At 68.6% G+C, this 25956-nt stretch carries 23 protein-coding genes and 2 tRNA genes; 19 read left to right on the forward strand and 6 right to left on the reverse strand.

Annotation, left to right across the window (positions count from 1 at the left end):
* Positions 1–56 precede the first annotated feature (56 nt).
* Positions 57–710 carry a mycothiol-dependent nitroreductase Rv2466c family protein gene (locus JIX56_RS31005; RefSeq protein WP_257545359.1) on the forward strand — a complete coding sequence of 218 codons (654 nt, stop codon included), beginning with the start codon at positions 57–59 and terminating at the stop codon, positions 708–710.
* Between the two features lie 9 nt (positions 711–719).
* Here the strand turns inward: JIX56_RS31005 and JIX56_RS31010 are convergent, their stop codons facing one another.
* Entirely contained in the window at positions 720–935 is a 216-nt protein-coding gene (locus tag JIX56_RS31010; RefSeq protein ID WP_257545361.1) for a hypothetical protein, read from the reverse strand.
* Between the two features lie 515 nt (positions 936–1450).
* Here JIX56_RS31010 and JIX56_RS31015 point away from each other — a divergent pair.
* Complete coding sequence (locus tag JIX56_RS31015) at positions 1451–2029, forward strand: biotin transporter BioY (protein WP_257545363.1); 579 nt, start codon at positions 1451–1453, stop codon at positions 2027–2029.
* Positions 2030–2208: 179 nt separating this feature from the next.
* Positions 2209–3234 carry a serine/threonine-protein kinase gene (locus tag JIX56_RS31020; protein WP_257545365.1) on the forward strand — a complete coding sequence of 342 codons (1026 nt, stop codon included), beginning with the start codon at positions 2209–2211 and terminating at the stop codon, positions 3232–3234.
* 75 nt (positions 3235–3309) lie between these two features.
* Here the strand turns inward: JIX56_RS31020 and JIX56_RS31025 are convergent, their stop codons facing one another.
* Entirely contained in the window at positions 3310–4764 is a 1455-nt protein-coding gene (locus JIX56_RS31025) for an amino acid permease (RefSeq protein ID WP_257545367.1), read from the reverse strand.
* Between the two features lie 275 nt (positions 4765–5039).
* Here JIX56_RS31025 and JIX56_RS31030 point away from each other — a divergent pair, with 275 nt between their 5' ends.
* Positions 5040–5525, forward strand: a complete 486-nt coding sequence (locus JIX56_RS31030; protein WP_257545369.1) for a ribose-5-phosphate isomerase — start codon at positions 5040–5042, stop codon at positions 5523–5525.
* 223 nt (positions 5526–5748) lie between these two features.
* Positions 5749–6567: an Fpg/Nei family DNA glycosylase gene (locus tag JIX56_RS31035; RefSeq protein WP_257545371.1), complete on the forward strand. Its 819-nt coding sequence runs from the start codon at positions 5749–5751 to the stop codon at positions 6565–6567.
* Between the two features lie 78 nt (positions 6568–6645).
* Here JIX56_RS31035 and JIX56_RS31040 read toward each other — a convergent pair whose 3' ends face one another.
* Positions 6646–7899 (reverse strand): GNAT family N-acetyltransferase, encoded by a 1254-nt coding sequence (locus JIX56_RS31040; RefSeq protein WP_257545373.1) that lies wholly within the window; start codon positions 7897–7899, stop codon positions 6646–6648.
* 225 nt (positions 7900–8124) lie between these two features.
* Here JIX56_RS31040 and JIX56_RS31045 point away from each other — a divergent pair, with 225 nt between their 5' ends.
* Positions 8125–9297, forward strand: a complete 1173-nt coding sequence (locus tag JIX56_RS31045) for a PP2C family protein-serine/threonine phosphatase (protein ID WP_257545375.1) — start codon at positions 8125–8127, stop codon at positions 9295–9297.
* Positions 9298–9595: 298 nt separating this feature from the next.
* Positions 9596–10084: an HD domain-containing protein gene (locus tag JIX56_RS31050; RefSeq protein WP_257545377.1), complete on the forward strand. Its 489-nt coding sequence runs from the start codon at positions 9596–9598 to the stop codon at positions 10082–10084.
* Between the two features lie 70 nt (positions 10085–10154).
* Here JIX56_RS31050 and JIX56_RS31055 read toward each other — a convergent pair whose 3' ends face one another.
* The gene (locus JIX56_RS31055) at positions 10155–11357 is read right to left on the reverse strand and encodes an acyltransferase family protein (protein WP_257545379.1); all 1203 of its coding nucleotides are present in this window, start codon (positions 11355–11357) and stop codon (positions 10155–10157) included.
* A gap of 601 nt (positions 11358–11958) precedes the next feature.
* Between JIX56_RS31055 and JIX56_RS31060 the strand changes: the two genes are divergently transcribed.
* Positions 11959–12153: a hypothetical protein gene (locus JIX56_RS31060; RefSeq protein WP_033526477.1), complete on the forward strand. Its 195-nt coding sequence runs from the start codon at positions 11959–11961 to the stop codon at positions 12151–12153.
* Between the two features lie 113 nt (positions 12154–12266).
* Here the strand turns inward: JIX56_RS31060 and JIX56_RS31065 are convergent.
* A tRNA-Gly gene (locus tag JIX56_RS31065) sits at positions 12267–12340 on the reverse strand.
* Positions 12341–12517: 177 nt separating this feature from the next.
* On the opposite strand from JIX56_RS31065, the gene JIX56_RS31070 reads away from it, so the two are divergent.
* From JIX56_RS31070 to JIX56_RS31095, 6 genes are all read left to right on the forward strand, one after another.
* A tRNA-Pro gene (locus JIX56_RS31070) sits at positions 12518–12594 on the forward strand.
* Positions 12595–12786: 192 nt separating this feature from the next.
* Positions 12787–14187 carry a trigger factor gene (gene tig, locus JIX56_RS31075; RefSeq protein WP_257545380.1) on the forward strand — a complete coding sequence of 467 codons (1401 nt, stop codon included), beginning with the start codon at positions 12787–12789 and terminating at the stop codon, positions 14185–14187.
* A gap of 402 nt (positions 14188–14589) precedes the next feature.
* Positions 14590–15198: an ATP-dependent Clp protease proteolytic subunit gene (locus JIX56_RS31080; protein ID WP_257551227.1), complete on the forward strand. Its 609-nt coding sequence runs from the start codon at positions 14590–14592 to the stop codon at positions 15196–15198.
* Between the two features lie 146 nt (positions 15199–15344).
* Positions 15345–16025, forward strand: coding sequence for an ATP-dependent Clp protease proteolytic subunit (locus tag JIX56_RS31085; RefSeq protein ID WP_257545382.1), 681 nt, complete (start codon positions 15345–15347; stop codon positions 16023–16025).
* A 204-nt stretch (positions 16026–16229) separates the two neighbouring features.
* On the forward strand, positions 16230–17516 hold the full coding sequence (gene clpX, locus JIX56_RS31090) for an ATP-dependent Clp protease ATP-binding subunit ClpX (protein ID WP_257551229.1): 1287 nt from the start codon (positions 16230–16232) through the stop codon (positions 17514–17516).
* Between the two features lie 212 nt (positions 17517–17728).
* A complete protein-coding gene (locus tag JIX56_RS31095; RefSeq protein ID WP_257545384.1) occupies positions 17729–18013 on the forward strand; it encodes a hypothetical protein in 285 nt (94 codons plus the stop codon).
* Between the two features lie 92 nt (positions 18014–18105).
* Here the strand turns inward: JIX56_RS31095 and JIX56_RS31100 are convergent, their stop codons facing one another.
* The gene (locus JIX56_RS31100; RefSeq protein ID WP_257545386.1) at positions 18106–19065 is read right to left on the reverse strand and encodes a hypothetical protein; all 960 of its coding nucleotides are present in this window, start codon (positions 19063–19065) and stop codon (positions 18106–18108) included.
* 136 nt (positions 19066–19201) lie between these two features.
* Here JIX56_RS31100 and JIX56_RS31105 point away from each other — a divergent pair, with 136 nt between their 5' ends.
* The 5 genes from JIX56_RS31105 (at position 19202) to JIX56_RS31125 (ending at position 25882) form a co-directional block, all read left to right on the forward strand.
* Complete coding sequence (locus JIX56_RS31105) at positions 19202–21832, forward strand: valine--tRNA ligase (protein WP_257545388.1); 2631 nt, start codon at positions 19202–19204, stop codon at positions 21830–21832.
* A 240-nt stretch (positions 21833–22072) separates the two neighbouring features.
* The gene (folC, locus tag JIX56_RS31110) at positions 22073–23590 is read left to right on the forward strand and encodes a bifunctional tetrahydrofolate synthase/dihydrofolate synthase (RefSeq protein ID WP_257545390.1); all 1518 of its coding nucleotides are present in this window, start codon (positions 22073–22075) and stop codon (positions 23588–23590) included.
* A gap of 11 nt (positions 23591–23601) precedes the next feature.
* Positions 23602–23961, forward strand: a complete 360-nt coding sequence (locus tag JIX56_RS31115; protein ID WP_257545391.1) for a DUF4233 domain-containing protein — start codon at positions 23602–23604, stop codon at positions 23959–23961.
* A 104-nt stretch (positions 23962–24065) separates the two neighbouring features.
* Entirely contained in the window at positions 24066–24479 is a 414-nt protein-coding gene (gene ndk / locus JIX56_RS31120) for a nucleoside-diphosphate kinase (protein ID WP_257545393.1), read from the forward strand.
* Between the two features lie 383 nt (positions 24480–24862).
* Positions 24863–25882 (forward strand): rod shape-determining protein, encoded by a 1020-nt coding sequence (locus tag JIX56_RS31125; RefSeq protein ID WP_004931372.1) that lies wholly within the window; start codon positions 24863–24865, stop codon positions 25880–25882.
* Positions 25883–25956: the final 74 nt, after the last annotated feature.

Genomic DNA, 25956 nt, shown 5'->3' on the forward strand with positions numbered 1-25956 from the left:
TGCGATGCCCGGCCGTCGGTGTTGCCAGCTGAAACGACTGCCTTCCGAGGAGAACCATGTCCGAGCAGACCTCCGGCAAGACCCCTGTCGACTTCTGGTTCGACCCGCTGTGCCCCTGGGCCTGGATGACCTCGCGATGGGTCCTGGAAGTGGAGAAGGTCCGGGACATCGAGGTCCGCTGGCACGTGATGAGCCTCGCGGTGCTGAACGAGCCCAGGATCGACGAGCTGCCCGAGGAGTACCGCGAGCTGCTGGAGACCAAGGCCTGGGGTCCGGTACGGGTCGTCATAGCCGCCCAGCAGGAGCACGGCCCCGAAGTCCTCGGCGACCTCTACACCGCGCTCGGCACCCGCTTCCACAACCAGGGCGAGGGCCCGGAGAAGGAGACGGTCGCCGCCGCCCTGAAGGACGTCGGCCTGCCCGAGTCCCTCATGGACCACTGGGACTCCACTCCGTACGAGGCGGAACTGCGCGCCTCCCACAAGGAGGGCATCGACAAGGTCGGCCAGGACGTCGGCACCCCCGTCATCGCCGTCCCCGGCGCCGACGGCGAGCAGATCGCCTTCTTCGGTCCCGTCGTCACCCCCGCCCCCCAGGGCGAGGAAGCCGCCAAACTCTGGGACGGCACCCTCCTCGTGGCCTCGGTCCCCGGCTTCTACGAGATCAAGCGCACCCGCACCCAGGGCCCGGACTTCAGCAACCTGATCTGACCGCCCCGGTCACCTGAACGACTCGGGGAGACTCAGCCCCTCGCTCTTGTTGCCCCACGGCTGGACGTAGAGGCAGCGCCCCTTCTCGCCATGGTTGCCGCAGCGCCACCAGCCGGCCGGGTTCTTCCCCAGGGACCTCAGGTGCTCCTGTACTTCCTTGTCGACCTCGTAGAACGGCAGCGGCTTGCTTCCTCCGCAAGGGGGGCAGTGCTTGTAACTCGGCATGCGACCTCCCGGTCCGGTCGGCCGGATCGGGAATCCGGCTGGAAAACGGGAGCATAGGGCGAAAGTTCAGGAAACCGTCAGACCGGAATGCGTCCCGCCGTGGCGTTTTCCGGCAGCCCGGGAGAGCGAGAACCCCCGCGAGTCACGTCCTCGCGGGGGTTCTTCGGCGGCCTCATGACGGCGGGCCACGTCGACCCTCTGGTCGCGTCCGCCGGCTCGCCCACACCGTCCTTCTCCTTGTCCCGCGCCTCCGCGAGCTTCTCCGGCGCCTCGCGTTCACCCCGGGCTCGATTGGAGAGAACCTACAGATCCCACCCGGCACCCTCCCGTGGTCGGAGCCACGTCACCTCAGTGACCGGCATCACGCCGTATCCGGTGTAACCCGCAATCTTTGTCAGAAGCCCATCAAGCCGTCGCTCCCGGCTTTGTCGAGCGCTGACGGTGTCCGGTGCCGGGGGCCTGAGATAGCGTCACCGTGTCCCCGACCGCCTTCACCCGCCGGAGTGAGCCCGAACATGAGCACTGCCGCCGCCACGTCAGCCCGCCCCGGCGAGGTCCTCGCCGACCTCCTGCCCGCCTCCCGTGTCCGCGACATCGCGCTCGTGGTCGGCGGCGCCGCGCTCACCGGGCTCGCCGCCCAGATCGCCGTACCCGTGCCGGGCTCCCCGGTCCCGGTCACCGGCCAGACCTTCGCCGCCCTGCTCGTCGGCACCACCCTCGGCGCGGGCCGCGGCGTCGCCTCGCTCGCCCTGTACGCGCTGGCCGGCCTCCTCGGCGTGCCGTGGTTCGCGAACGGCACCTCCGGCGTCGGCGTCTCCTTCGGCTACATCCTCGGCATGATCCTCGCCGTCGCCGCCGTGGGCGCCCTGGCCCGCCGCGGCGCCGACCGCTCGATGCTGCGCATGGCGGGCACGATGCTCGTCGGCGAGGCGATCATCTACGCCGTCGGCGTCCCGTACCTCGCCGCCACGGCCGACATCACCTTCTCCTCCGCCGTCGCGGCCGGCTTCACTCCCTTCCTGATCGGCGACGCGCTCAAGGCCGCGCTGGCCATGGGCCTGCTGCCGACGGCGTGGAAGCTGCTCAAGCGGTAGCGCCGTAACCCCTCCCGAAGAGGCTCGCCATGTCGTACTCCGACTTCACCATGGCGAGCCTCTTCCGCGTTCCGCGCCCAGGGGCTCAGTCCACGAACGCCGGGCCGATGTCCCGTACAGGACTTGCCCGGACCGGGGCGAACCGTGTTGTCATGAAAGGAGGTGGGAGGTGGGCGCTTATGCGGGTCGCGGGGCGCTACCGCCTTGAAGACCCGGTCGGGCAGGGCGGCATGGGCACGGTGTGGCGCGCCGCCGACGAGGTGCTGGACCGTCCGGTGGCCGTCAAGGAACTGCGCCTGGACGGCGGCGGCGACGTGGAGGACCGGCGGACCCGCCGGGAGCGCGCCCTGCGCGAGGCCCGGGCCAGCGCACGGATCGACCACCCCGGAGTCGTACGGGTCTACGACGTGGCCGAGGACGCCGACCGGCTCTGGATCGTCATGGAACTGGTCGACGCCCCTTCCCTGGAGACCGTCGTCCACGACCACGGCCCCCTCGGCGTACGGGAGACCGCGCGCGTCGGCCTCGCCCTCACCGAGGCCCTGCGCCGGGTGCACGCGGCCGGCGTCCTGCACCGCGACATCAAGCCCGGCAACGTCCTGCTCGGCCCCGGCACCCGGGTCGTCCTCACCGACTTCGGCATCGCCTCCCTGGAGGACACCCGTGCCCTGACCCGCTCCGGTGTCCTCATCGGCTCCCCGGAGTACATCCCGCCCGAGCGTGCCCTCAGCCGCCCCACCGGCCCGCCCTCCGACCTCTGGTCCCTGGGCGCCACCCTGTGCACCGCCCTGACCGGCCGCTCCCCGTTCGCCCGCGCCTCCACCGCCGAGACGCTCCTCGCCATCGTCTACGACGAACCCGAACTCCCGGACGCGGACTGCCCGTTGACGCCGCTGCTGCGACGACTGCTGGCCAAGGACCCGGCGGAACGCCCCGACGCGGACGAGATCGTGGCGTACCTGACAGCGGCGGCGGCCCCGAACCCGCAGTCCGACGAGCCGCCGCAGCAACCACAGCCACAGCCGCAGCCGCCGCCCGACTGGCGTCCGAGGCTTCTCGTCACGCTCGTACTCCTGGTCACCGCCGCCGTGGTCGCCGTGATGATCGCCACCGCGATCCCGCCGGGCGGCGAGACCCGCCTGCCCGACACCAGCGATCCGCCGACGGTCGCGGGCACCTCCCGGCCACCGTCTTCGAGCCCCTGAGCGACGAACGGGGCCCGGCGGCGTACGCACGCCACCGGACCCCGGTTCCCTGAGGCGGACTCGACCGCCGCCCCGTCAGTGCACCTTGTCGGAGACCTCGGCGGTGGCCTTCCCGCCGCCGACCTTTTCCTTGATCAGCGCGATGCCGACGACGACGGCCGCGACCAGCAGCGACAGCAGCAGGATCTCCTGGTTGCCGTGCTCGGTGTCGGTGAGCATGTAGCCGAGGACGAAGAGGATGAGGCCGATGGTGGCCCAGGTCAGATACGGGTACAGCCACATCTTCACGACGAGCTTCTCCGGCGTCTCCCGCTCGATGATCTTGCGCATACGGAGCTGGGAGAAGCAGATGACGAGCCACACGAACAGGGCGACCGCGCCGGAGGAGTTGACGAGGAAGAGGAAGACGCCCTCGGGGAAGAAGTAGTTGAAGATGACCGCGACGAAGCCGAAGACGACCGAGGCGAGGATCGCGGTCATCGGCACACCCCGGCCGTTCGTACGGCCGAACGCCCGCGGCGCGTCCCCGCGCTGGCCGAGGGAGAACGCCATACGGGAAGCCGTGTACAGGCCGGAGTTGAGACAGGACAGCACCGACGTCAGCACGATGAAGTTCATGATCTGCCCGGCGTGCGCGATCCCCAGGGAGTCCAGGGCGGCGACGTAGGAGCCCTTCTCCTTGATCGACGGGTCGTTCCACGGCAGCAGCGCCACGACGACGAAGATCGAGCCGAGATAGAAGACACCGATCCGCCAGATGATGCTGTTGGTGGACTTGGTGACGGCCTTCTGCGGATTCTCCGTCTCACCGGCGGCCAGCGTGGCGATCTCGCTGCCCATGAAGGAGAAGACGACCAGCAGCACACCGATGAGGATCGCGCCGGGCCCGTTGGGCAGGAACCCGCCGTGGTCGGTCAGGTTCGACAGCCCGGCCTTGTCGCTGTCGGCGCCCGGCAGCAGCCCGAAGACGGCCAGCCCGCCCACCACGATGAACGCGGCGATCGCGACGACCTTGATGCCCGCGAACCAGAACTCGAACTCACCGTAGGAACCGACCGAGACCAGGTTCGTGGCGGTCAGTACGACCATCACGATCAGCGCCCAGCCCCACTGCGGCACGGCCGGGATCCAGCCCTCCAGGATCACCGCACCCGCGGTCGCCTCGACCGCGAGCACGACGACCCAGAAGAACCAGTACAGCCAGCCGATCGAGAACCCGGCCCAGCGGCCGAGCGCCCGGTCGGCGTGCGCGGAGAACGAACCCGACGTCGGGTTGGCGGCGGACATCTCACCGAGCATCCGCATCACCAGCACCACCATCGTGCCGACGAGCGCGTACGACAGGAGGATGCCGGGACCGGCGGTGGCGATACCGGAACTCGACCCGACGAACAGCCCGGCCCCGATCACACCACCGATCGCGATCATCGACAGATGGCGGTTCTTGAGGCCGGCGTGCAGACCGGGGGAGGGGGGAGGGGGGGAGCCTGGGGATCCCGTCTGTGACGGGAGAGTCGGCTGCGAGGTCATGGGGGGAGTTTCCTTTGCGCCGTTGTGGGGACTTCCGTGCGTCTGCCCACGCATTCCCCCGTGACTCTCGCAAGAGCGGGAAACGAGAGTCGACAGCCGGGGGCGGTGTGAGCCGCTGTAAAGATCGGTCCAGTGAATCGGAGGTGAAAGGAATCCTGAACCTTTGAATCAAGATTGTTACTTGAGGTTTACTTGAGGTTTCGTGGTACAGCTCACGGTTTCACGTGTCCGCACCCCGTCGTGCCGCACCGAAACACGCGTGTCACACTCGGACCATGCGCGTCTACCTCGGCTCGGATCACGCCGGCTACGAACTCAAGAACCACCTCGTCGAGTGGCTGAATGCCGCCGGCCATGAGCCCGTGGACTGCGGGCCGCACATCTACGACGCCCAGGACGACTACCCGCCGTTCTGCCTCCGTGCGGCAGAGCGCACGGCCGCCGACCCCGGCTCCCTCGGCATCGTCATCGGCGGCTCCGGCAACGGGGAGCAGATCGCCGCGAACAAGGTGGCCGGGGTTCGCGCCGCCCTCGCGTGGAGCGCCGAGACCGCCGCGCTGGGCCGTGAGCACAACAACGCGAACGTCGTCGCCGTCGGTGCCCGTATGCACTCCCAGGAAGACGCGACCAAGTTCGTCGAGACCTTCGTCAACACGCCGTTCTCCGGTGACGAGCGTCACATCCGCCGCATCGACATGCTGGCCGCCTATGAGACCACCGGGGATCTGCCGCCCATCCCGGCGCACCACCCTCAGCGGTAGGTTTTTGAGCCGCCCGCCCACGAGCTCGGGAGCCTCGGCTCGTAGGGCGGCTGCGGGTCGTATGTGGTTGCTCGCGCAGTTCCCCGCGCCCCTTAAAAGCACCGGGGGCGCCCCATGCTGTTAAGGGGCGCGGGGAACTGCGCGAGCAACCCCCACTCACCCGCACCCGAAAACGCACCCCCAGCCACCCCCCACCCACCCTGCCGAACCGCCGGAGGCCACCGTGCCGGAGGGGCACACCATCCACCGCCTCGCCGAGGACTGCCTCACCCACTTCGGCGGCCGGAAAGCCCACGTCACGAGCCCCCAGGGCAAGTTCGCCGACGCGGCCGCCCTCCTCACGGGCACCCCCCTCCACACCGCCGAGGCCCACGGCAAGCACCTCTTCCTGCACTTCGGCGACGCCGACGCCGAGGAACGGGTCCACATCCACCTGGGCCTCTTCGGCAAGGTCACCTTCGGCCCGGCCCCCGCACCCCCGCCCACGGACACCGTCCGCCTGCGGCTGCGCAACGACACCTCGTACATGGACCTCCGCGGCCCGACGACCTGCGCCCTGATCACGGACGCCGAGAAGCAGGCGATCCACGCCCGCCTCGGCCCGGACCCGCTCCGCCCCGACGCCGACCCGGCGCGCGCGTACGCCCGTATCTCCCGCAGCCGTACGACGATCGCCGCGCTCCTCATGGACCAGAAGGTCATCGCCGGCGTCGGCAACGTCTACCGTGCCGAGGTCCTCTTCCGGCACGGCATCGACCCGTACCGCGCGGGCAAGGACATCGACTCCCGCGCATGGGAGGCGATGTGGGCCGACCTCGTGATGCTCATGCGCGAGGGTGTACGCAACAACCGCATCGACACCGTCCGCCCGGAACACACCCCGGAGGCCATGGGCCGCCCGCCCCGCGTCGACGACCACGGCGGCGAGGTCTACGTGTACCGCAGGGCCGATCTGCCCTGCCACATCTGTGGCGGCGAGATCCGCACCGCCGATCTCGCCGCCCGCAACCTCTTCTGGTGCCCGGCCTGCCAACAGCGGTGAACCCGTAACCAGAGCAGTGAACCCGTAACCAGAGCGATGAACCCGGAACCAGACGGCGGTGAACTCCGGCTCCGGGCCCTAGAACCCGTGCGGCAGCCAGGGCGCCAACCCCGCCGCGAAGAACCCGGTGGACGCCTCCGCCACCGCCCCCTGCCGCAGCTCCCGCACCCGTCCGGCCGCGGCCAGGGACGCGAGGCTCACACCGCCCAGATAGGCCGTCCCCAACTCCCTTACGGACAGGGAGAGATCGGCGGCGTCGGCGGTCCGTTCGCAGGTCGCGCCCTTCGGGTCGCCGGTGAGCCGCCAACGCCCCTCGTTCCACGGGCAGAAGGAGTCCTCGACCTCGAACACCACATCCAGCGGCGCCTGATAGGTCCGCGCCCGCAGGGCCGCGCCCACATCCACGAGCCGTACATACAGGTCGTCCTTCACCCGCAGCCCGCAGCGGCGGATGTCCGACACCAGGTGCAGCGCCGGCTCGTCCACGGGCAGCCGATGCGCGACGATCTTCGAGGTCAGGTCGATGTCGAAGAGGAACCGCCACAACGCGGCGTGCGCGGCGGGATCCACGGCCTCCAGCGCGCTCAGCGCCACCACACCCTCCGCCCCGCCCGGCCCCCAGTCCGACTTGGTCCGGAACCGCGCGTACCCGACCACTTCGGAGCCGTCCCCGCCCCCACCGCCGATCCGCTCGGCCACCACGCACTGCAAGGGCGACGCCCCGTCCCGATGCCGATCCGAGTCGCGCATTTCCACCTGCTCCCAGCCCGGCCGCCGCGCCAGCATCCCCGGCCGCTCCGGCACCCGGCGGGCGTACACCGCCTCGCACACGTCGAGCACGTCGGCCGGGTTCGCGTACCGCAGACGTAAGTCATCGGTGCCGGGCGGTACGGACAGCCGTACACGGGTGGTGTCGATCTCGGCGCTCATCCGGTGCGAGGCGAGGCCGTACCCGAACCGGCCGTAGATCACCGGCTCGGACGCGGTCAGCACCGCCAGCGACTCGCCCCGGGAGCGGACGTCGTCCAACTGCCGCCGCATCATGGATGTCAGGACGCCGCGCCGCCGGTGCGTGGCCGCGACGCTCACCATCGTGACGCCCGCCGCCGGGACGACCGTGCCGCCGGGAACCGAGATGCGGAAGTCGAACGCCGCGGCCGTACCCACGCATTGGTCGCCGTCCCACGCGCCGATCGAGCGGTCGCACTCCGTGAGCGTTTGCCAGAACTCGCGCTCCTCGGCCAGGTCGGGGGATCCGCCGAAGGCGCGGAGGAAGTTGTCGTACCAGACGTTCCAGTCATCCTTGCCCAGCGCACGCAGCTCAGTCGTCATACACCATGCCTAGCAGCGAGATGCGGCACGAGCGAGCGAATTACCCCCGCGCGCCCGGAAGTCTCATGGGATCCTTCCCAGGTGCCGCATGGAGGGCGCACGGGGGCAGAAGGACGCGTTCCGGTGTGAGATCTGTGTGAGATTCGTCGTGAACCGGCCCTCGGAAGGGGGACAAGTAGGACCTCCTGTGCACAGGGGCTGGTCCGATGGATAAGGTCCCGAACAATGGCAGCAGGACGAGAGCGGCGCGCGGCGGCCGATACGTTCACGGCCCGGATGAAGAAGCTGGTTCACCGGGCCCGCACAGGCCTGCGCAAATCCGCCGTCGACTACTTCCGCGGGGACGGCTCCGACTGGATCGCCCTGGCCGGTCTGCTGCTGATGATCCCGGTGATCGCCTGCTTCACGATGGTCAACGAGGTGTGGTTCTCACCCGCCGTCCTCGTCCTCCCCATCGTCGCCGGCGGACTCCTGCTCCGCCCCGCCAGCCTGCTCGGCCTGTACGCGGCCGCCGCGACCGCGCTGATCGTGGAGTCCGTACGGCTCGGCCCCTATACCGAGGGCCCGGCCCGGGTGACCCCGGGCATAGTGCTCGTGGTCGCCGCCTGCGGTTTCTTCGGCCTTCTCATCGCCCAGTTCCGCAGCCGCGTCGGCGTCCCCTGGCGGCGCGGCGGCACCATGCTCTTCGACCTGCGTGAACGCATCCGCGTCCAGAGCAAGTTGCCGCAGCTGCCGGCCGGTTGGCACCGCGAGATGGCCCTGCGTCCGGCGGGCGGCCAGTCCTTCTCGGGCGACTTCGTCGTTGCCGCCCGGACCAACGGCGGCCGCACCCTCGAAGTCGTCCTCACCGACGTCTCCGGCAAGGGCATGGACGCCGGCTCCCGCGCCCTGCTTCTCTCCGGCGCCTTCGGCGGCCTGCTGGGATCGCTCCCACCGCACGCGTTCCTCCCGGCGGCGAACGGCTATCTCCTCCGCCAGGACTGGGACGAGGGCTTCGCGACCTCCATCCACCTCGTCCTCGACCTCGACTCCGGCGACTACGAACTCTTCTCCGCCGGCCACCCGCCCGGCCTCCAGCTCAGCGCCGGCACCGGCCGCTGGGAGGAGAAGGCCGCCGAGGGCCCCCTCCTGGGCGTCTACGACGGTGCCCAGTTCGACCCGGTCAAGGGCTCGCTGCGCCCCGGCGACGTCCTGATGCTCTTCACCGACGGCCTCGTCGAGACCTCCGACCGCGACATCGTCGAGGGCATCGACCGCCTCACCGGCGAGGCCGACCGCTATGTCGCAGGCGGCTTCCACGGCGCCGCCTGGCACCTCATCGAAGCCGTGGCCAAGGACGTCAACGACGACCGAGCCCTGCTGCTGATCTGCCGAGAGGGCCCCACAGCGGGAAAGTAACGGCCCCGGCCGTTTTAGGGGCCCGGAGAACTACGCGATCACCCACGACGTCAGGGTCACGGAAAACTACGCGATCAACCACGCCGTCAGGGTCACGGAGAACCACGCGATCAACCACGCCGTCAGGGGCGCGGGGAACTGCGCGATCAACCACGACGAACCCGCACTCGCCGACGAGCCCATCCTCCCGAGCTCCAAGGCGGGTTCCAGGGGCGCAGCCCCTGGGGATGGGACGGGTAGGGGCGGCGGGGGCGACAATCCAGACCCGCACCCACCACACGACAGGAGCCCCACCCCGATGCCCCCAACCCCTCTCCCTCTCCCCCTCCCCCTCCCCGAAGTAGAGGCCCTCGCAAGGACCGCCCACGCAACCCAGACCGACAAGGCCGGCCGCCCCTACACCGAGCACCTCCAGGCGGTGGCCCACGGAGTCAAGGCACGCGGCGGCGACGCGGAGCAGATCGCCGCAGCCTGGCTGCACGACGCCGTCGAGGACCACGCCCTCACCGAGGCGTGGCTGGCCGAGGCTCCGCTGACCGCCCGCACGAAGGCCATCGTGCTGGCCCTCACCAAACGCCCGGGCGAACCCCCGGAGGCGTACGCCGCCCGTATCCTCGCCACCCCGGGCGCCCTCCTCGTCAAGCAGTCGGACCTCGCGCACAACGCCGACCCGGCCCGGCTCGCCGTCCTGGACGAACCCACCCGCACCCGCCTGACGAAGAAGTACGCCCACATGCGAAACCTCCTCGGCCTGCCGGACGAACCGGCGGCCGAGGAGGTGACGTGACGGACAACCTCTGAGGGTCGAACAAGGGCTGAAGAAGGGCCGAAGAAGGGCCCAAGGAACCCGGGCCGCCCTACGCCTTGGCCCCGACCTTCCCCCGCTCGCGCGCCAGCTCCGTGGCGTCCCGCTTGAACGCCCACTTCATCTCGGGCTCCATGGCGAACCGGAACATCCGCTGCACCGGCGGGGTGCACAGCACGGTGATGACGGCCGCCGCGAAGAGGGTGACGAGCAGCTCTCCGAGCGGCTGATACACCCACGCACTGGCGTCGTACCAGTCCCAGAAGCGCGAGCCCTTCGCGAGGAACCCGTGCAGCAGATAGCCGTACAGCGTGCCCGCGCCCAGGACGGTGAACCACATCTTCCGCCGGGGCACCCAGGCGAAGAAGCAGGTCGTGAGCAGCATGGAGCAGCCGAACAGCGCGAAGGTCATGACGACCCCGGCCCACCACGGCGCACCCAACTCCTGCGCGCTGTCGCGGTGGTAGAACCAGGCCGAGTTCATGTCGGGCCCCACCCAGTAGGCCAGGGCCAGCGCGCTCGCCGCCACCGGCACGGACAGGATCCGCACCTCACGGCGCCGCATGAACTGGAAGTGCGCGGGCTTCATGAAGAGACCGACGACGAAGAACGGCAGGAACTGCAGCACGCGTTGCAGATCCAGGTCGTCGCCGATGTCGGGCGAGACGGAGGCGAGCGCCGCGATGCCGAGCGCCACCGGGATCGGCCAGCGGACGACCTTCCACAGCGGCGTCGTCAGCCGCCACACGAACAGCGCGATCAGGAACCAGGTGAGGTACCAGGGGTCGAGCAGACTGATCGGGTGCGAGGGGTCGTCGTTGCCGTACCGCTTGAAGACGGAGTAGGCGACCTCGAAGAGGACGTACGGCACGGCTATGCCGGTGACCAGCCGCCGGAGCCGGTCGGGGCGCATGTCGAAACTGCGCGAGAAGTAGCCGGAGATGATGATGAACGCCGGCATGTGGAAGGTGTACACGACCATGTACAGCGCCTCGGCGGCACGGCTGTGGTCGGTCAGCGGCTCCCAGGCGTGCCCCATCGCGACGAGCACGATGGCGAGGTACTTGGCGTTGTCGAAGAACGCGTCACGTTGTTTGGCCGGTCTGGCCTCCGGGGAGGCGCCACTTGGCGTCGGGTGGGGGGACGAGGACTTCAGCGAGCGCGGACTCGGCACTCCGTCCGCCGGCGACTGTGGTGACTGTGCCGGGGGGAGCGGCGCCCTGGGCCGGCCGTGCGGTCGCAGCGAGTTCGTCACAGACCCTCCCGCCGGAAACTCGGCGGGGCGGTCCGAGCACTCGCTGCGCAAGTGGGGGACGAGGCAGCGGTGAACATCTGAGGCACCCTAGCGTTGTCTGTGCGATTTCGTAAAACCACCGACGTGAATCCTGTATTGAGGGGTACGTGTCACCTGCGAGTACCCCGGATTCGGTGAAGCTGTCATCGGGCAGAGCGTCACCGTCCGTGCACCGCAGGGCAGATGGCATGAGGGGAAGGCGACCCTTCTGTCCGCATTCATCCCGACTAAATGGTGCATAACATGCGCAGGCGACTCCGGTGAAATGTCCGGTTAATTGCTCGCCTGGGTAAGGCGCTTGATGTGTCTGTGGCAACAATTCGAATTACCTGCGGACGATATGTGTGTGCACGGAAACGATCACTCTGAATTCCCCACGGACGCCTGCTCGTTGGCGGAGGATGCGTGGGGGGACGTGCGTCGGGATCCGTGTGATCGTGGCCGACGTTGCCCCACCAGCCGCATACGAAGGCCTGGTTGGTGGCACGATGGTTCTGGCGGGGTGCGCGTGGGGTCGGCGCCCCGGGCCGGGAGTGCGGACCGACCGAGGGTGTGATCTGTTGTGGCCATTTCGCTGTCAGTGGTGCTCTTGCTGGGGATCATCCTGGTAGTCCTGATGCGAGGAGGGACGATCAAGGCCGGACCGGCCGTCGTCGCCATCCTCTTCGGCTTCTTCCTCGCCTCGACGGGCATGGCCGACGACATCCAACGCTTCCTGAACTCGATAGCGGACACGATCAACTCGATCCAGTTCTAGTGACCGACCGGATGCGTAGCGTGAAAGGGTCATGCCGCGTACGCGGCGCGAAGCCATACGAAAATCCTCCGGCCCGGTTGGGAGGAGTCCCTCGAAACCGGGCCGGAGGCCGTTGGAGCGGGCGACGGGAATCGAACCCGCGTAGCTAGTTTGGAAGACTAGGGCTCTACCATTGAGCTACGCCCGCACAGCGCGCGCCACAGGTCGCAGGACCGCGGCACAGAAGGCATCGTAGCGGGTCGGGTGCCCCCGCCGCACACCGCTTCCCGGCCGCGCCCGTCACCCGCCGTCGTACGCCCCCGCGCACTCCGTAAATGCGGCAACCGCGCGGGCTGGGGGCATGTACCCTACGTGTCGCACCAGACGGGGTGTGGCGCAGCTTGGTAGCGCGTCCGCTTTGGGAGCGGAAGGCCGTGGGTTCAAATCCCGCCACCCCGACCACCGTGCCGGACGGCGCGCCCGCCACCGGCAAGATCACCTTTTGGGGCGTGTACCGCCTGCGGTTACTATGCAAGCTGCGCGCCCGTGTGTCTGCACTCACGTATATCAAGGGCCGCGAATCCGCTGAAGCCCTGCCGCTCCCGGCAAGGACAGGCAGAACCCCAAGAAGTCAGCCCCCAAGGAGACCGAACCGTGAAGAGCGCCGTGGAGACCCTGAACCCGACCCGGGTTCGGCTCAGCATCGAGGTGCCCTTCGAGGAGCTCAAGGACAGCCTCGACGCGGCGTACAAGAAGATCAACCAGCAGGTCACGGTGAAGGGCTTCCGCAAGGGCAAGATCCCGGCCCGCGTCATCGACCAGCGGTTCGGCCGCGGTGCGGTCCTGGAGGAGGCGGTCAACGACGCGCTCCCGAAGTTCTACACCGACGCGGTCAACGAGGCCGAGCTCAACGTCCTGGGCCAGCCCGAGGTCGACATCACGGAGCTGAAGGACGGCGAGACGCTGAACTTCACCGCCGAGGTCGACGTCCGCCCGACCATCGAGATCCCGGACTACTCCGGCATCGAGGTCGAGGTCGACGCCGTCGAGGTCACCGAGGAGGACGTCGACGAGGCGGTCGAGCAGCTCCGTGAGCGCTTCGCCTCGACCTCCCCGGTCGAGCGTGCCGCCGAGGACGGCGACGTCGTCACGATCGACCTGCAGGCCAAGGTCGACGGCGAGGTCCTGGAGGACGGCGTCGCCGACGGCGTCTCCTACACCATCGGCTCCGGCGAGCTGCTGGAAGGCATCGACGACGCCGTGAAGGGCCTGGAGGCCGGTGGCGAGGCCACCTTCACCTCCGAGCTGAAGGGCGGCTCGGCGGCCGGCAAGGAGGCCGAGGTCTCCGTCAAGGTCACCCAGGTCGCCGCCCGCGAACTGCCCGAGCTGGACGACGAGTTCGCGCAGCTCGCCTCCGAGTTCGACACCCTCGAGGAGCTGCGGGCGGACAGCCGCAAGCGCCTGGAGAACATGAAGCAGTACGACCAGGCCACGCAGGCCCAGGAGCGCGTCCTGGAGAAGCTCCTGGAGATCGTCGAGGTGCCCGTCCCCGAGAAGCTGCTCGAGGACGAGATCAACACCCGCAAGCACAACCTGGAGCACCACCAGCTCGGCCAGATGGGTCTCGACCTCGAGAAGTACCTCGAGATCCAGGGCAAGACGGCCGAGGAGTTCGAGGCCGAGACCAAGGAAGCGGCCGTCAAGGGCATCAAGACCCAGTTCGTCCTCGACGAGCTGGTCGCCAAGGAGAAGCTGAACGTCAACCAGGAGGAGCTCACCGAGCACCTCATGCGCCGCGCGGCCTCCTCCGGCATGTCCCCGGACCAGTTCGCCCAGGCCGTCGTCCAGAACAACCAGGTCCAGCTCCTCGTCGGCGAGGTCGCCCGCGGCAAGGCCCTGGCCCTCGTCGTCGAGTCCTCCACGGTGAAGGACACCAACGGCGAGATCGTCGACCTGGACGACGAGGACGAGGACGAGACCACCGAGGGCTCCGCCGAGGAGACCGAGGAGACCCCGGCTGCCGCCGAGGCCGAGGAGAAGGCCCCCGAGGCCTGATCGCTCCGCTCGTAACGCCGTGATGGGCCCCTGGGGACTTGTGACCCGGGGGCCCATCCGCTTCCCCAGGGGCGCGGGGAAACTGCGCGACCAGCCCCCTGCGAGCCGCACCCGCCGACACACCTGGTGTGGCGGACGCGTCTGCGGCCTGTCCGTGGCTCGTCGCGCAGTTCCCCGCGCCCCTTACGGGGCCGGTGGCCCCACCGCACCCCCGGCCCCACCAGCGGAGCCCATGCGCTGACAGCGAACAGTTCCCTTTGCGGGATTCCTCGACGGTGCCCTCGCGTTAGGGTCCATGAATACGAGGGCAGTGGAGTCCCCGAACGGCTCCAGCCCCGCAGGGAAACGTGAAGACGGCCCGGCGCCGTCGTAAGACGAGCAGGTGGATACGTGACGAATCTGATGCCCTCCGCCGCCGGCGAGCCTTCCATCGGTGGTGGCCTCGGCGACCAGGTCTACAACCGGCTGCTCAACGAGCGGATCATCTTCCTCGGCCAGCCGGTCGACGACGACATTGCCAACAAGATCACCGCACAGCTTCTGCTCCTTGCCGCGGACCCCGACAAGGACATCTACCTCTACATCAACAGCCCCGGCGGCTCGATCACGGCCGGCATGGCGATCTACGACACGATGCAGTTCATCAAGAACGACGTGGTGACCATCGCCATGGGCCTCGCGGCCTCGATGGGCCAGTTCCTGCTCAGCGCGGGCACGCCCGGCAAGCGCTTCGCGCTGCCCAACGCCGAGATCCTGATCCACCAGCCCTCGGCCGGCCTGGCCGGTTCCGCCTCGGACATCAAGATCCACGCCGAGCGGCTGCTGCACACCAAGAAGCGCATGGCGGAACTCACCTCCCAGCACACGGGTCAGACCGTCGACCAGGTGACCCGCGACTCGGACCGCGACCGCTGGTTCGACGCCTTCGAGGCCAAGGAGTACGGCCTCATCGACGACGTCATCCCCACGGCCGCCGGCATGCCGGGCGGCGGCGGTACCGGGGCGGCCTGAGAGCCGAAGACGGCAGCAGGGCCCCAGAGCGCTCCCCGGAGCCCCTGAAAGCCCGCCGGGGGAGTCCCAGAGCCTCCCCAGGGCCGTCAGCGCCCCTCCCAGTCCCTCCCCAGCCCACCGCCCCAGCCCTCTTTCCAGGAGACACCGTGAACGACTTCCCCGGCAGCGGCCTCTTCGCCCGCACCGAGGCCGAGTACACCGGCCCCCGCGCCGAGTCCCGCTATGTCATCCCCCGCTTCGTCGAGCGCACCTCGCAGGGCATCCGCGAGTACGACCCGTACGCCAAGCTCTTCGAGGAGCGGGTGATCTTCCTCGGCGTCCAGATCGACGACGCCTCCGCCAACGACGTCATGGCGCAGCTGCTGTGCCTGGAGTCGATGGACCCCGACCGGGACATCTCGGTCTACATCAACAGCCCCGGCGGCTCCTTCACGGCGCTCACGGCCATCTACGACACGATGCAGTTCGTGAAGCCCGACATCCAGACGGTCTGCATGGGCCAGGCGGCCTCCGCCGCCGCGATCCTGCTGGCCGCCGGTACGCCGGGCAAGCGCATGGCGCTCCCGAACGCCCGGGTGCTGATCCACCAGCCGTACAGCGAGACGGGCCGCGGTCAGGTCTCCGACCTGGAGATCGCCGCCAACGAGATCCTCCGGATGCGCGCGCAGCTGGAGGAGATGCTGGCCAAGCACTCGACCACGCCGATCGAGAAGATCCGCGAGGACATCGAGCGCGACAAGATCCTCACGGCCGAGGACGCACTGTCGTACGGCCTGATCGACCAGATCATCTCCACCCGGAAGATGAACAACGCGGACGTCCGCTGAGGCCGGAAAAGCTGTATTGTCTGCCGCCCCTTGGCATGGTTGGCACCGTTCGACCCAGTGCACGACAAGGTGCACGTCAAAGCGAACCATGCCAAGGGGGGCCCGAACGGGGGGCCCGGCAAGGTACCGTCGACATAAGGCAGCACCAGGAGCCGCTGGATTCCAATTGTCCAGGCGTCTCCCATGGCGAAGGGGAAGCACACCGTGGCACGCATCGGTGACGGCGGCGATCTGCTCAAGTGCTCGTTCTGCGGCAAGAGCCAGAAGCAGGTCAAGAAGCTCATCGCAGGGCCCGGTGTGTACATCTGCGACGAGTGCATCGACCTCTGCAACGAGATCATCGAGGAGGAGCTCGCGGAGACCAGCGAGGTCCGCTGGGAGGAGCTCCCGAAGCCCCGGGAGATCTACGAGTTCCTCGAGGGCTACGTGGTGGGCCAGGAGGCGGCCAAGAAGGCCCTCTCCGTCGCGGTGTACAACCACTACAAGCGGGTCCAGGCCGGTGAGAACAGCGGCGGTCAGAGCCGTGAGGACGCCATCGAGTTGGCGAAGTCCAACATCCTCCTGCTGGGCCCCACGGGCTCCGGCAAGACCCTCCTCGCCCAGACCCTCGCGCGCATGCTGAACGTGCCGTTCGCCATCGCGGACGCGACGGCGCTGACGGAGGCGGGCTATGTCGGCGAGGACGTCGAGAACATCCTGTTGAAGCTGATCCAGGCGGCGGACTACGACGTCAAGAAAGCCGAAACGGGCATCATCTACATCGATGAGATCGACAAGGTCGCGAGGAAGAGTGAAAACCCCTCCATCACCCGCGACGTCTCGGGCGAGGGCGTCCAGCAGGCCCTGCTGAAGATCCTGGAAGGCACGACGGCGTCGGTGCCCCCGCAGGGCGGGCGTAAACACCCCCACCAGGAGTTCATCCAGATCGACACGACGAACGTCCTGTTCATCGTGGGCGGCGCCTTCGCCGGCCTGGAGAAGATCATCGAGTCCCGGGCCGGCGCGAAGGGCATCGGCTTCGGCGCGACGATCCGCTCCAAGCGCGAGCTGCAGTCCAAGGACCAGTTCGAGGACGTCATGCCCGAGGACCTGGTGAAGTTCGGCATGATCCCGGAGTTCATCGGCCGCCTCCCCGTCATCACCTCGGTCCACAACCTGGACCGCGAGGCCCTGCTCCAGATCCTCATCGAGCCCCGCAACGCCCTGGTCAAGCAGTACCAGCGCCTCTTCGAACTCGACGGCGTGGAGCTGGACTTCGAGCGCGAGGCCCTCGAAGCCATCGCCGACCAGGCCATCCTCCGCCAGACCGGCGCGCGCGGCCTGCGCGCCATCATGGAGGAAGTCCTCATGTCCGTGATGTACGAGGTCCCGTCCCGCAAGGACGTGGCGAGGGTCGTCATCACGGCGGACGTCGTCCACTCCAACGTGAACCCGACCCTGATCCCGCGCGACGCGCGCGGGCGGGGGCCGGGGGAGCAGAAGACGGCGTAACACCCGCTCTCTCCACCCACTTGGCCGGAAGGGGCCTGGCGCAGCAATGCGCCAGGCCCCCTTTTTTTTCGCTCAAGTGGCCATAGGCCGAAGGAAACACGCCAGGCTCACGTCAAAGCCTTGGATCCTTGCTTGCTCTCATGATCTAGTCGAGGTCGACCATATCGATCGCTCGTTCGAGCGATGGGGAAAGTGGAACGGGAGACCCCTCGGTGAAGGCAACGAAGATCAAGAGAGCTCTCGCAGTGATGGGTGTGGTGACGGCGGCGGGCATCGTCCCGCTGGTGACGGCCGCGCCGGCGCATGCGTCTCAGGCGCGCTGCGTGAACTACCTCGGCAACCAGGGCTATCTGATCGGCCCCAGGGTAAGGGCGGCTTGCGACTACGCGGCGCTCTCCTCCGGAGTGATAAAGCTGCCCAACCCGTATTGCGTGACCGGGCTCGTAAACATTGGCGTCAGGTCAGGTGACGCATCGACGGCTTGCAAGCGCGCCTGATGAGGTGACGCCTCGTGCGGACGACGGCTCGGCCCTCTCAATGAGGCGCCGAGCCGTCTTCTCCGCCAGTGGAACGCGGGAGTTGATGAGCGTCAGATCTTGACGCGCACGTCGTTGCGGAAGTTGGCCGCCTTGTCGGCAGCGCCGCTCAGGTCCGCGCTTTTGCCCGCCATCGCGGACGCCATGTCGGCGTAGATCACGACGCCGAGGGTGCTGTGGTCACCCCAGATGCAGATTGGCACGCTCATCTGGTCGGGGCCCGACGAGGAGTCACCCTTGAACTTGGTCTCCTGGCACTTGAGTACCGCGCCGTCCAGCGCGCTGGGCGTGAACGCCTCGGGGCTGCCTACGAGTTCCCCGGTATCCGAGGAGTCGCTGCTCGCCTCCTTCTTCATGTTGGCGAACATGGCGTCGACGACCGCCTCCGGGTCATCGATCTCGCCGTAGACGCCCATGAAGTTGATCATCTGCGCGGACAGCGGGTTGCTTTCGTCGCCGGACTGGTATCCGGCGCTCACGTCCTTCGCGTCCTTCACACCGTTCTTCTCGGCTTCCTCGATGTCGCTCTCGCTGAAGCCGCCGCTGTCGGCGTTGCTGGACTTCTTGAACTCGTCGTTGAGCACAGTCGCCGGCGTAGTCAGCTTGTGCGGCCCGTCATCGGCGATGTCCGCGCCGCCACCTCCGCCGAGGACGAAGTAGGCGCCCACGGCGATGGCCGCCACGACGGCCACCGCGCCGAGGATGATGCCGACCTTCTTGCCGCCGCCACCGCCGGAGACGGGAGGCTGGGGCACGGTCGGGTAGGGCTGCTGGCCGTACGGGGCCTGCTGCTGGCCGTAGGGCGGGGTCTGGGGCGGGACGCCCTGGGGGGTCTGCTGGGGGTACCCGTAGCCCGGCTGCTGCGGAGGTGCCTGCTGGGGGTACCCGTAGCCGGGCTGGGGGGCGGCCTGCGGCGGCTGCTGGCCGTAGGGGCCGGGCTGGCCGCCCGGCTGACCGTACGGTCCGGGCTGCTGGGGCTGCCCGCCGTACGGGCCCGGCTGGTTGTAGCTCATCTCTGGGTTCCCCTCCAGATGCTTATGTGTTTCAGACATCCTGGCTCAGACCTGAGGAGCACAACGCACCGGGGGTCACACCGTTACCGAAGAATCGAGTTTCGGGACCACCCCGTGACACCCCTAAACTGAGCGGGTGACCGAGAACGCTCAGCAGCAGCCTCCAGCGCCCGCCACCGATCTGCCGACCCAGTACGCGCCGGCCGATGTAGAGGGGACGCTGTACGAGCGCTGGGTGGAGAAGGGTTACTTCGCGGCCGACGCCAAGAGCGACAAGCCCGCGTACACCATCGTCATCCCGCCGCCGAACGTCACCGGCAGCCTGCACCTCGGGCACGCCTTCCAGCACACCCTCATGGACGCCCTCACGCGCCGTAAGCGCATGCAGGGTTATGAGGCCCTCTGGCTCCCCGGCATGGACCACGCCGGCATCGCCACCCAGAACAAGGTCGAGCAGCAGCTCGCCGAAGAGGGCAAGTCCCGCCACGACTTGGGGCGCGAGGAGTTCGTCGAGCGTGTCTGGCGGTGGAAGGAGGAGTACGGCGGCAAGATCCTCGGCCAGATGCGCCGGCTGGGAGACGGAGTCGACTGGAACCGCGAGCGGTTCACCATGGACGAAGGGCTGTCCAAGGCCGTCCAGACCATCTTCAAGCGGCTCTACGACGACGAGCTGATCTACCGCGCCGAGCGCATCATCAACTGGTGTCCGCGGTGTCTGACGGCCATCTCGGACATCGAGGTCGAACACCAGGAGGACGCCGGCGAGCTGGTCTCCATCCGGTACGGAGAGGGGGACGACTCCCTCGTCGTCGCCACCACGCGTGCCGAGACGATGCTCGGTGACACGGCCGTCGCCGTCCACCCGGACGACGAGCGCTACAAGCACCTCGTCGGCAAGCACATCAAGCTCCCGCTCACCGACCGCACCATCCCGGTCGTCGCCGACACCCACGTCGACCCGGAGTTCGGCACCGGCGCGGTCAAGGTCACCCCGGCCCACGACCCGAACGACTTCGCGATCGGCCAGCGCCACGGCCTGCCCGCCATGACGATCATGGATGAGCACGGCGTCATCACCGTCCACGGCCCGTTCCTCGGCCAGGACCGGTTCGAGGCCCGCTCGGCCGTCGTCGGCGCGCTGCGCTCGCAGGGCAGGATCGTCGCCGAGAAGCGGCCGTACACCCACTCCGTCGGTCACTGCTCGCGCTGCAAGACCACCGTCGAGCCGCGGCTGTCGATGCAGTGGTGGGTCAAGGTCGCGCCCCTGGCCAAGGCGGCCGGTGACGCCGTCCGCGACGGCCGGGTCAAGATCCACCCCGAGGACATGTCGAAGCGCTACTTCGACTGGGTCGACAACATGTACGACTGGTGCATCTCGCGCCAGCTGTGGTGGGGCCACCGCATCCCGGTCTGGTACGGCCCGAACGGCGAGACGGTCTGCGTCGGCCCGGACGAGGAGCCGCCCGGCACGGAGGCCGAGGGCTGGACCCAGGACACCGACGTCCTGGACACCTGGTTCTCCTCCGGCCTGTGGCCGTTCTCCACGCTCGGCTGGCCCGAACAGACCGAGGACCTGCGGAAGTTCTACTCGACCGACGTCCTGCTCACCGGTCACGACATCATCTTCTTCTGGGTCGCCCGGATGATGATGTTCGGCCTGTACGCGATGGACGGCGAGGTCCCCTTCAAGACGATCGCGCTGACCGGTCTGGTCCGCGACGAGCGCGGCAAGAAGATGTCGAAGTCCTTCGGCAACGTCGTGGACCCGCTCGACTGGATGGACAAGTACGGCTCCGACGCGCTCCGCTTCACCCTCGCGCGCGGCGCCAACCCGGGCACCGACGTCCCGATCGGCGAGGACTGGGTCCAGGCCTCCCGCAACTTCGCCAACAAGATCTGGAACGCCACCCGCTTCGCGCTGATGAACGGCGCGACGGTCCAGGGCCCGCTGCCGGAGGCCTCGAAGCTCTCGGCGACCGACCGCTGGATCCTCGCCCGCCTGGGCGAGACGGTCGAACAGGTCGACGTGTACTACGAGGACTTCCAGTTCGCGAAGCTCAGCGAGGCGCTGTACCACTTCGCGTGGGACGAGGTCTTCGACTGGTATGTCGAGCTGTCCAAGACGACGTTCCAGGCGGGCGGCGAGCCGGCCGAGGTCAGCCGGCGCGTCCTGGGTGAGGTCCTGGACGTCACGCTGCGGCTGCTGCACCCGGTCATCCCGTTCGTCACGGACACCCTGTGGACGACGCTGACCGGCGGCGAGTCGCTCGTCATCGCCGACTGGCCGAAGGACAGTGGCTTCCGCGACGACGCCGCCGAGCGTGAGATCGAGCTGGTCCAGCGGGTCGTCACCGAGGTCCGCCGGTTCCGTGCCGACCAGGGCCTCCAGCCCGGCCAGCGCGTCCCCGCCCGCCTGACGCTCGACGGTACGGCCCTGGCCCCGCACGAGGCCGCGATCCGTCAGCTCCTCCGCCTGCAGCCCGAGGGCGAGGGTTTCTCGGCCACCGCGACCCTGCCGGTGGCGGGCGCCGAGGTCGCCCTCGACCTCTCCGGCGTCATCGACGTCGCCGCCGAGCGCAAGCGCCTCGCGAAGGACCTCGCGGCGGCCGAGAAGGACAAGGCCCAGGCCACGGCCAAGCTCGGCAACGAGGCGTTCCTCGCGAAGGCCCCGGACCAGGTCGTGGAGAAGATCCGCGGCCGCCTCGCCAAGGCGGACGAGGACATCGCACGGATCGCCGCGCAACTGGAGAGTTTGCCGAAGGCGTAGCTCTCCGGGCTGTACGTGGGTGAAGGCCCCGGTGCTTCTCGGGCACCGGGGCCTTCGACCGGCCGGGGAGGCCGCGCGGCCCGGCGCTTACGGGTGGGCGGGCGCCGAAAGGGCGAAGCCCTTTCAGGGGCGCGGGGAACTGCGCGAGCAACCACAACGCAGCCGCAGCCGCCACACAACCCGCGCTCCCGAGCGATAAGGCGCCCCAGCTCGGCGGAGCCCCACCCGTAGACTGACCCCGTGAGTGAGCGCCCGCACGACAGCAGTCAGCAGCCCGACGCAGTCGACCCCTTCGAGGAGATCATCTCCGCCGAGACGGACCGTGACCCGGACCTCGCGGTGATCGAGGCCGGCAGCCGTACCCTGCGTGCCCAGGGCGGTATGCCGCAGACCGACGTACCGACGCGGCCCGCCGACCCGGCCCTCGACAAGGCGCTGCGCGAGGTCGAGACGGAACTGGCGACCCGCTGGGGCGAGACCAAGCTGGAACCCTCGGTGACGCGGATCGCCGCGCTGATGGACGTCCTGGGCGACCCGCAGCGGTCGTACCCCTCGATCCACATCACCGGCACCAACGGCAAGACCTCCACCGCCCGTATGATCGAGGCCCTCCTCGGCGCCTTCGAGCTGCGCACCGGCCGGTACACCTCCCCGCACGTCCAGTCGATCACCGAGCGCATCAGCCTCGACGGCGCACCGATCTCCGCCGAGCGGTTCATCGAGACGTACGAGGACATCAAGCCGTACATCGAGATGGTGGACGCAGCTCAGGAGTACCGGCTCTCCTTCTTCGAGGTGCTGACCGGAATGGCGTACGCCGCCTTCGCGGACGCCCCCGTCGACGTGGCCGTCGTCGAGGTCGGCATGGGCGGCACCTGGGACGCCACGAACGTCATCGACGGGGACGTCGCCGTCGTCACCCCCATCGACCTCGACCACACCGACCGGCTCGGCGAGACGCCCGCCGAGATCGCCGTGGAGAAGGCCGGGATCGTCAAGCAGGACGCGACCGTGATCCTGGCGCAGCAGCCGGTGGACGCGGCGCAGGTGATGCTGAAGAAGGCCGTGGAGGTCGACGCGACGGTGGCCCGGGAGGGCCTGGAGTTCGGCGTCGTCTCGCGGCAGGTCGCCGTCGGCGGGCAGATGCTCACCCTGCGCGGCCTCGGCGGCGAGTACCCCGAGGTGTATCTCCCGCTGCACGGCCCGTACCAGGCGCACAACGCGGCCGTCGCCCTCGCGGCGGTCGAGGCGTTCTTCGGTGTCGGCTCGCAGCGCCCGGAGCCGCTCGACGTGGACACCGTCCGCAAGGCCTTCGCGGCGGTCTCGTCGCCGGGACGGCTGGAGGTCGTACGGCGGTCCCCGACCGTCGTGCTGGACGCCGCCCACAACCCGGCGGGCGCGCGGGCCACCGCCGAGGCCGTCGGAGAGGCGTTCGACTTCAGCCGGCTGATCGGGGTGGTCGGGGCCAGCGGCGACAAGAACGTACGGGGGCTGTTGGAGGCCTTCGAGCCGATCTTCGCCGAGATCGTGATCACGCAGAATTCCAGCCACCGGGCGATGGACGCCGACGAGCTGGCCGGGATCGCGGTCGAGGTGTTCGGCGAGGAGCGGGTGCAGGTCGAGCCACGGCTGCCCGATGCCCTGGAGGCGGCGATCACGCTCGCCGAGGAGGAGGGCGAGTTCGCCGGTGGCGGCGTCCTCGTCACCGGTTCCGTCATCACCGTCGGCGAAGCCCGGCTGCTGCTGGGGAAGGGCTGAGTCTCACCACCATGCGTACCCTCTGTGCTTCGACCCTGATCGGCGAGTTCTTCGTGATCGCCTTCGCCGGGCTGGTCGCCATGAAGGACCCCGACCTGACCATGACCACGATCTGGACGGTCAGCGGCATCGCCATGTTCCTGTGCGTCGTGCTGTGCGGCCTCGTCACCCGGCCCGGTGGTGTCCAGATCGGCTGGGCCCTCCAGATCGGTCTGATCGCGTCCGGGTTCTTCATCCCGACGATGTTCTTCATGGGTGCGATGTTCGCCGCCCTGTGGTGGGCCTCGGTCCACTTCGGGCGGAAGATCGACGAGGCGAAGGCCCGCTTCGCGGCGCAGGCCTCCACCGAGGCCGGCGCCGGAGCCTCCTGAGGCCGAGCCCCAGGCCGGGGCTTCCTGACGCTGCGTAACACCCTGTCGGACTCGCCCTGTAGCCTCTGAGCTCCGCACCCTTGTGAAATGAAGGAGTCACCACCGTGAGCCAGCGCACCCTCGTCCTGCTCAAGCCCGACGCCGTCCGGCGTGGCCTGACCGGCGAGATCATCAGCCGTATCGAGCGGAAGGCCGGCTGGCAGATCACCGCGCTGGAGCTGCGGACACTGAACCAGGAGACGCTGGAGCAGCACTACGGCGAGCACCAGGGCAAGCCCTTCTACGAGCCGTTGGTCGAGTTCATGGCCTCCGGTCCGGTCGTCGCGCTGATCGTCGAGGGCGAGCGTGTCATCGAGGGGGTGCGCGCGCTGGCCGGTCCGACCGACCCGATCGCCGCCGCACCGGGGTCCATTCGCGGTGACTACGGCGTCATCGTGCGCGAGAACCTGATCCACGCGTCGGACTCCGAGGAGTCGGCCGAGCGCGAGCTGAAGATCTTCTTCCCCGGGCGCGCGTAGCAACGTCCGTGACGGCGGGGGCCGGTGAGTCGTCCCGCCCCCGCCGCGCTTACTCTTCTGGAACATTCGGCCAACATTCGGCCACCACCCACATGGCCTATACCCCGGCTGACCAGCCAACCCCGCTGAAATACCGGCCGTACAACGGCATATGCGCGGCGATCGGGGGAACGCGCACCCCCGATGGATCGTCTCCACAGGCGAGGCGACGCATCGCATGCCCACAATGGCGAAGACCCTCGCGCAGTGTTCGTGCGGGCGAGACTACGATGTAAGCCTTCACGTCACAGCACCCACTTCGCCGACCTGAAAAGCCTGAAAAGCTCTCAAAAGCCGTCAGCGCTCCACTTGGGAAGGCCAGACGAATCCTGATGGGGAACTCAATGTCGTTCATCGGCCGTGACATGGCTGTCGACCTCGGGACCGCCAACACGCTGGTGTACGTCAGGGGTCGCGGGATCGTACTGAACGAGCCGTCCGTCGTCGCGATCAACACCAACACCGGTGGCATCCTCGCGGTCGGCGCGGAGGCGAAGAAGATGATCGGGCGGACACCGGGCAACATCGTTGCCGTACGTCCGCTGAAGGACGGTGTCATCGCCGACTTCGAGATCACCGAGCGAATGCTCCGCTACTTCATTCTGAAGATCCACAAGCGGCGGTATCTCGCCCGTCCTCGGGTCGTCGTCTGTGTGCCGTCCGGCATCACCGGTGTCGAGCGTCGCGCCGTCATCGAGGCGTCCTCCCAGGCCGGCGCCCGTCAGGTGCACATCATCGAGGAGCCCATGGCCGCGGCCATCGGCTCCGGCCTGCCGGTCCACGAGGCCACGGGCAACATGGTGGTGGACATCGGCGGCGGCACCACGGAGGTCGCGGTCATCTCCCTCGGCGGCATCGTCACCGCCCAGTCCATCCGCGTCGCGGGCGACGAGTTGGACAACGCGATCATCCAGCACATCAAGAAGGAGTACAGCCTCCTCCTCGGTGAGCGGACGGCCGAACAGATCAAGATCACGATCGGTTCGGCGTACGACCTCGACGCTGACGAGCACACCGAAATCCGCGGCCGGGACCTGGTGTCCGGCCTGCCCAAGACCGTCGTCATCTCCGCGGCCGAAGTGCGGAAGGCGATCGAGGAACCCGTCAACGCCATCGTCGATGCCGTCAAGACGACCCTCGACAAGTGCCCGCCGGAACTCTCCGGCGACATCATGGACCGCGGCATCGTCCTCACCGGCGGCGGCGCCCTGCTGCGCGGTCTCGACGAGCGGCTGCGCCGCGAGACCGGAATGCCGATCCACATCGCCGAGGACCCGCTGGACAGCGTGGCGCTCGGCTCCGGCAAGTGTGTCGAGGAGTTCGAGGCGTTGCAGCAGGTGCTCGACGCACAGCCCCGCAGATGACATGACACGTCGATTCCGCCGTACGGGACGTTCTCCTCTCGTGCGGCGGATCGTTGATATAGAGGCATAAGCTC

This window comes from Streptomyces sp. CA-210063 (assembly GCF_024612015.1).
Taxonomy (GTDB): Bacteria; Actinomycetota; Actinomycetes; order Streptomycetales; family Streptomycetaceae; genus Streptomyces.

What these genes read in the sequence shown, in the direction of transcription:
- JIX56_RS31040 (WP_257545373.1), bottom strand. Translation starts at nt 7,899, where the DNA reads ATGACGACTGAGCTGCGTGCGCTGGGCAAGGATGACTGGAACGTCTGG.
- JIX56_RS31015 (WP_257545363.1), top strand. Translation starts at nt 1,451, where the DNA reads ATGAGCACTGCCGCCGCCACGTCAGCCCGCCCCGGCGAGGTCCTCGCC.
- JIX56_RS31050 (WP_257545377.1), top strand. Translation starts at nt 9,596, where the DNA reads ATGCCCCCAACCCCTCTCCCTCTCCCCCTCCCCCTCCCCGAAGTAGAG.
- JIX56_RS31020 (WP_257545365.1), top strand. Translation starts at nt 2,209, where the DNA reads ATGCGGGTCGCGGGGCGCTACCGCCTTGAAGACCCGGTCGGGCAGGGC.
- JIX56_RS31045 (WP_257545375.1), top strand. Translation starts at nt 8,125, where the DNA reads ATGGCAGCAGGACGAGAGCGGCGCGCGGCGGCCGATACGTTCACGGCC.
- JIX56_RS31100 (WP_257545386.1), bottom strand. Translation starts at nt 19,065, where the DNA reads ATGAGCTACAACCAGCCGGGCCCGTACGGCGGGCAGCCCCAGCAGCCC.
- JIX56_RS31025 (WP_257545367.1), bottom strand. Translation starts at nt 4,764, where the DNA reads ATGACCTCGCAGCCGACTCTCCCGTCACAGACGGGATCCCCAGGCTCC.
- JIX56_RS31010 (WP_257545361.1), bottom strand. Translation starts at nt 935, where the DNA reads ATGCCGAGTTACAAGCACTGCCCCCCTTGCGGAGGAAGCAAGCCGCTG.
- JIX56_RS31115 (WP_257545391.1), top strand. Translation starts at nt 23,602, where the DNA reads ATGCGTACCCTCTGTGCTTCGACCCTGATCGGCGAGTTCTTCGTGATC.
- JIX56_RS31030 (WP_257545369.1), top strand. Translation starts at nt 5,040, where the DNA reads ATGCGCGTCTACCTCGGCTCGGATCACGCCGGCTACGAACTCAAGAAC.
- JIX56_RS31080 (WP_257551227.1), top strand. Translation starts at nt 14,590, where the DNA reads ATGCCCTCCGCCGCCGGCGAGCCTTCCATCGGTGGTGGCCTCGGCGAC.
- JIX56_RS31005 (WP_257545359.1), top strand. Translation starts at nt 57, where the DNA reads ATGTCCGAGCAGACCTCCGGCAAGACCCCTGTCGACTTCTGGTTCGAC.
- JIX56_RS31125 (WP_004931372.1), top strand. Translation starts at nt 24,863, where the DNA reads ATGTCGTTCATCGGCCGTGACATGGCTGTCGACCTCGGGACCGCCAAC.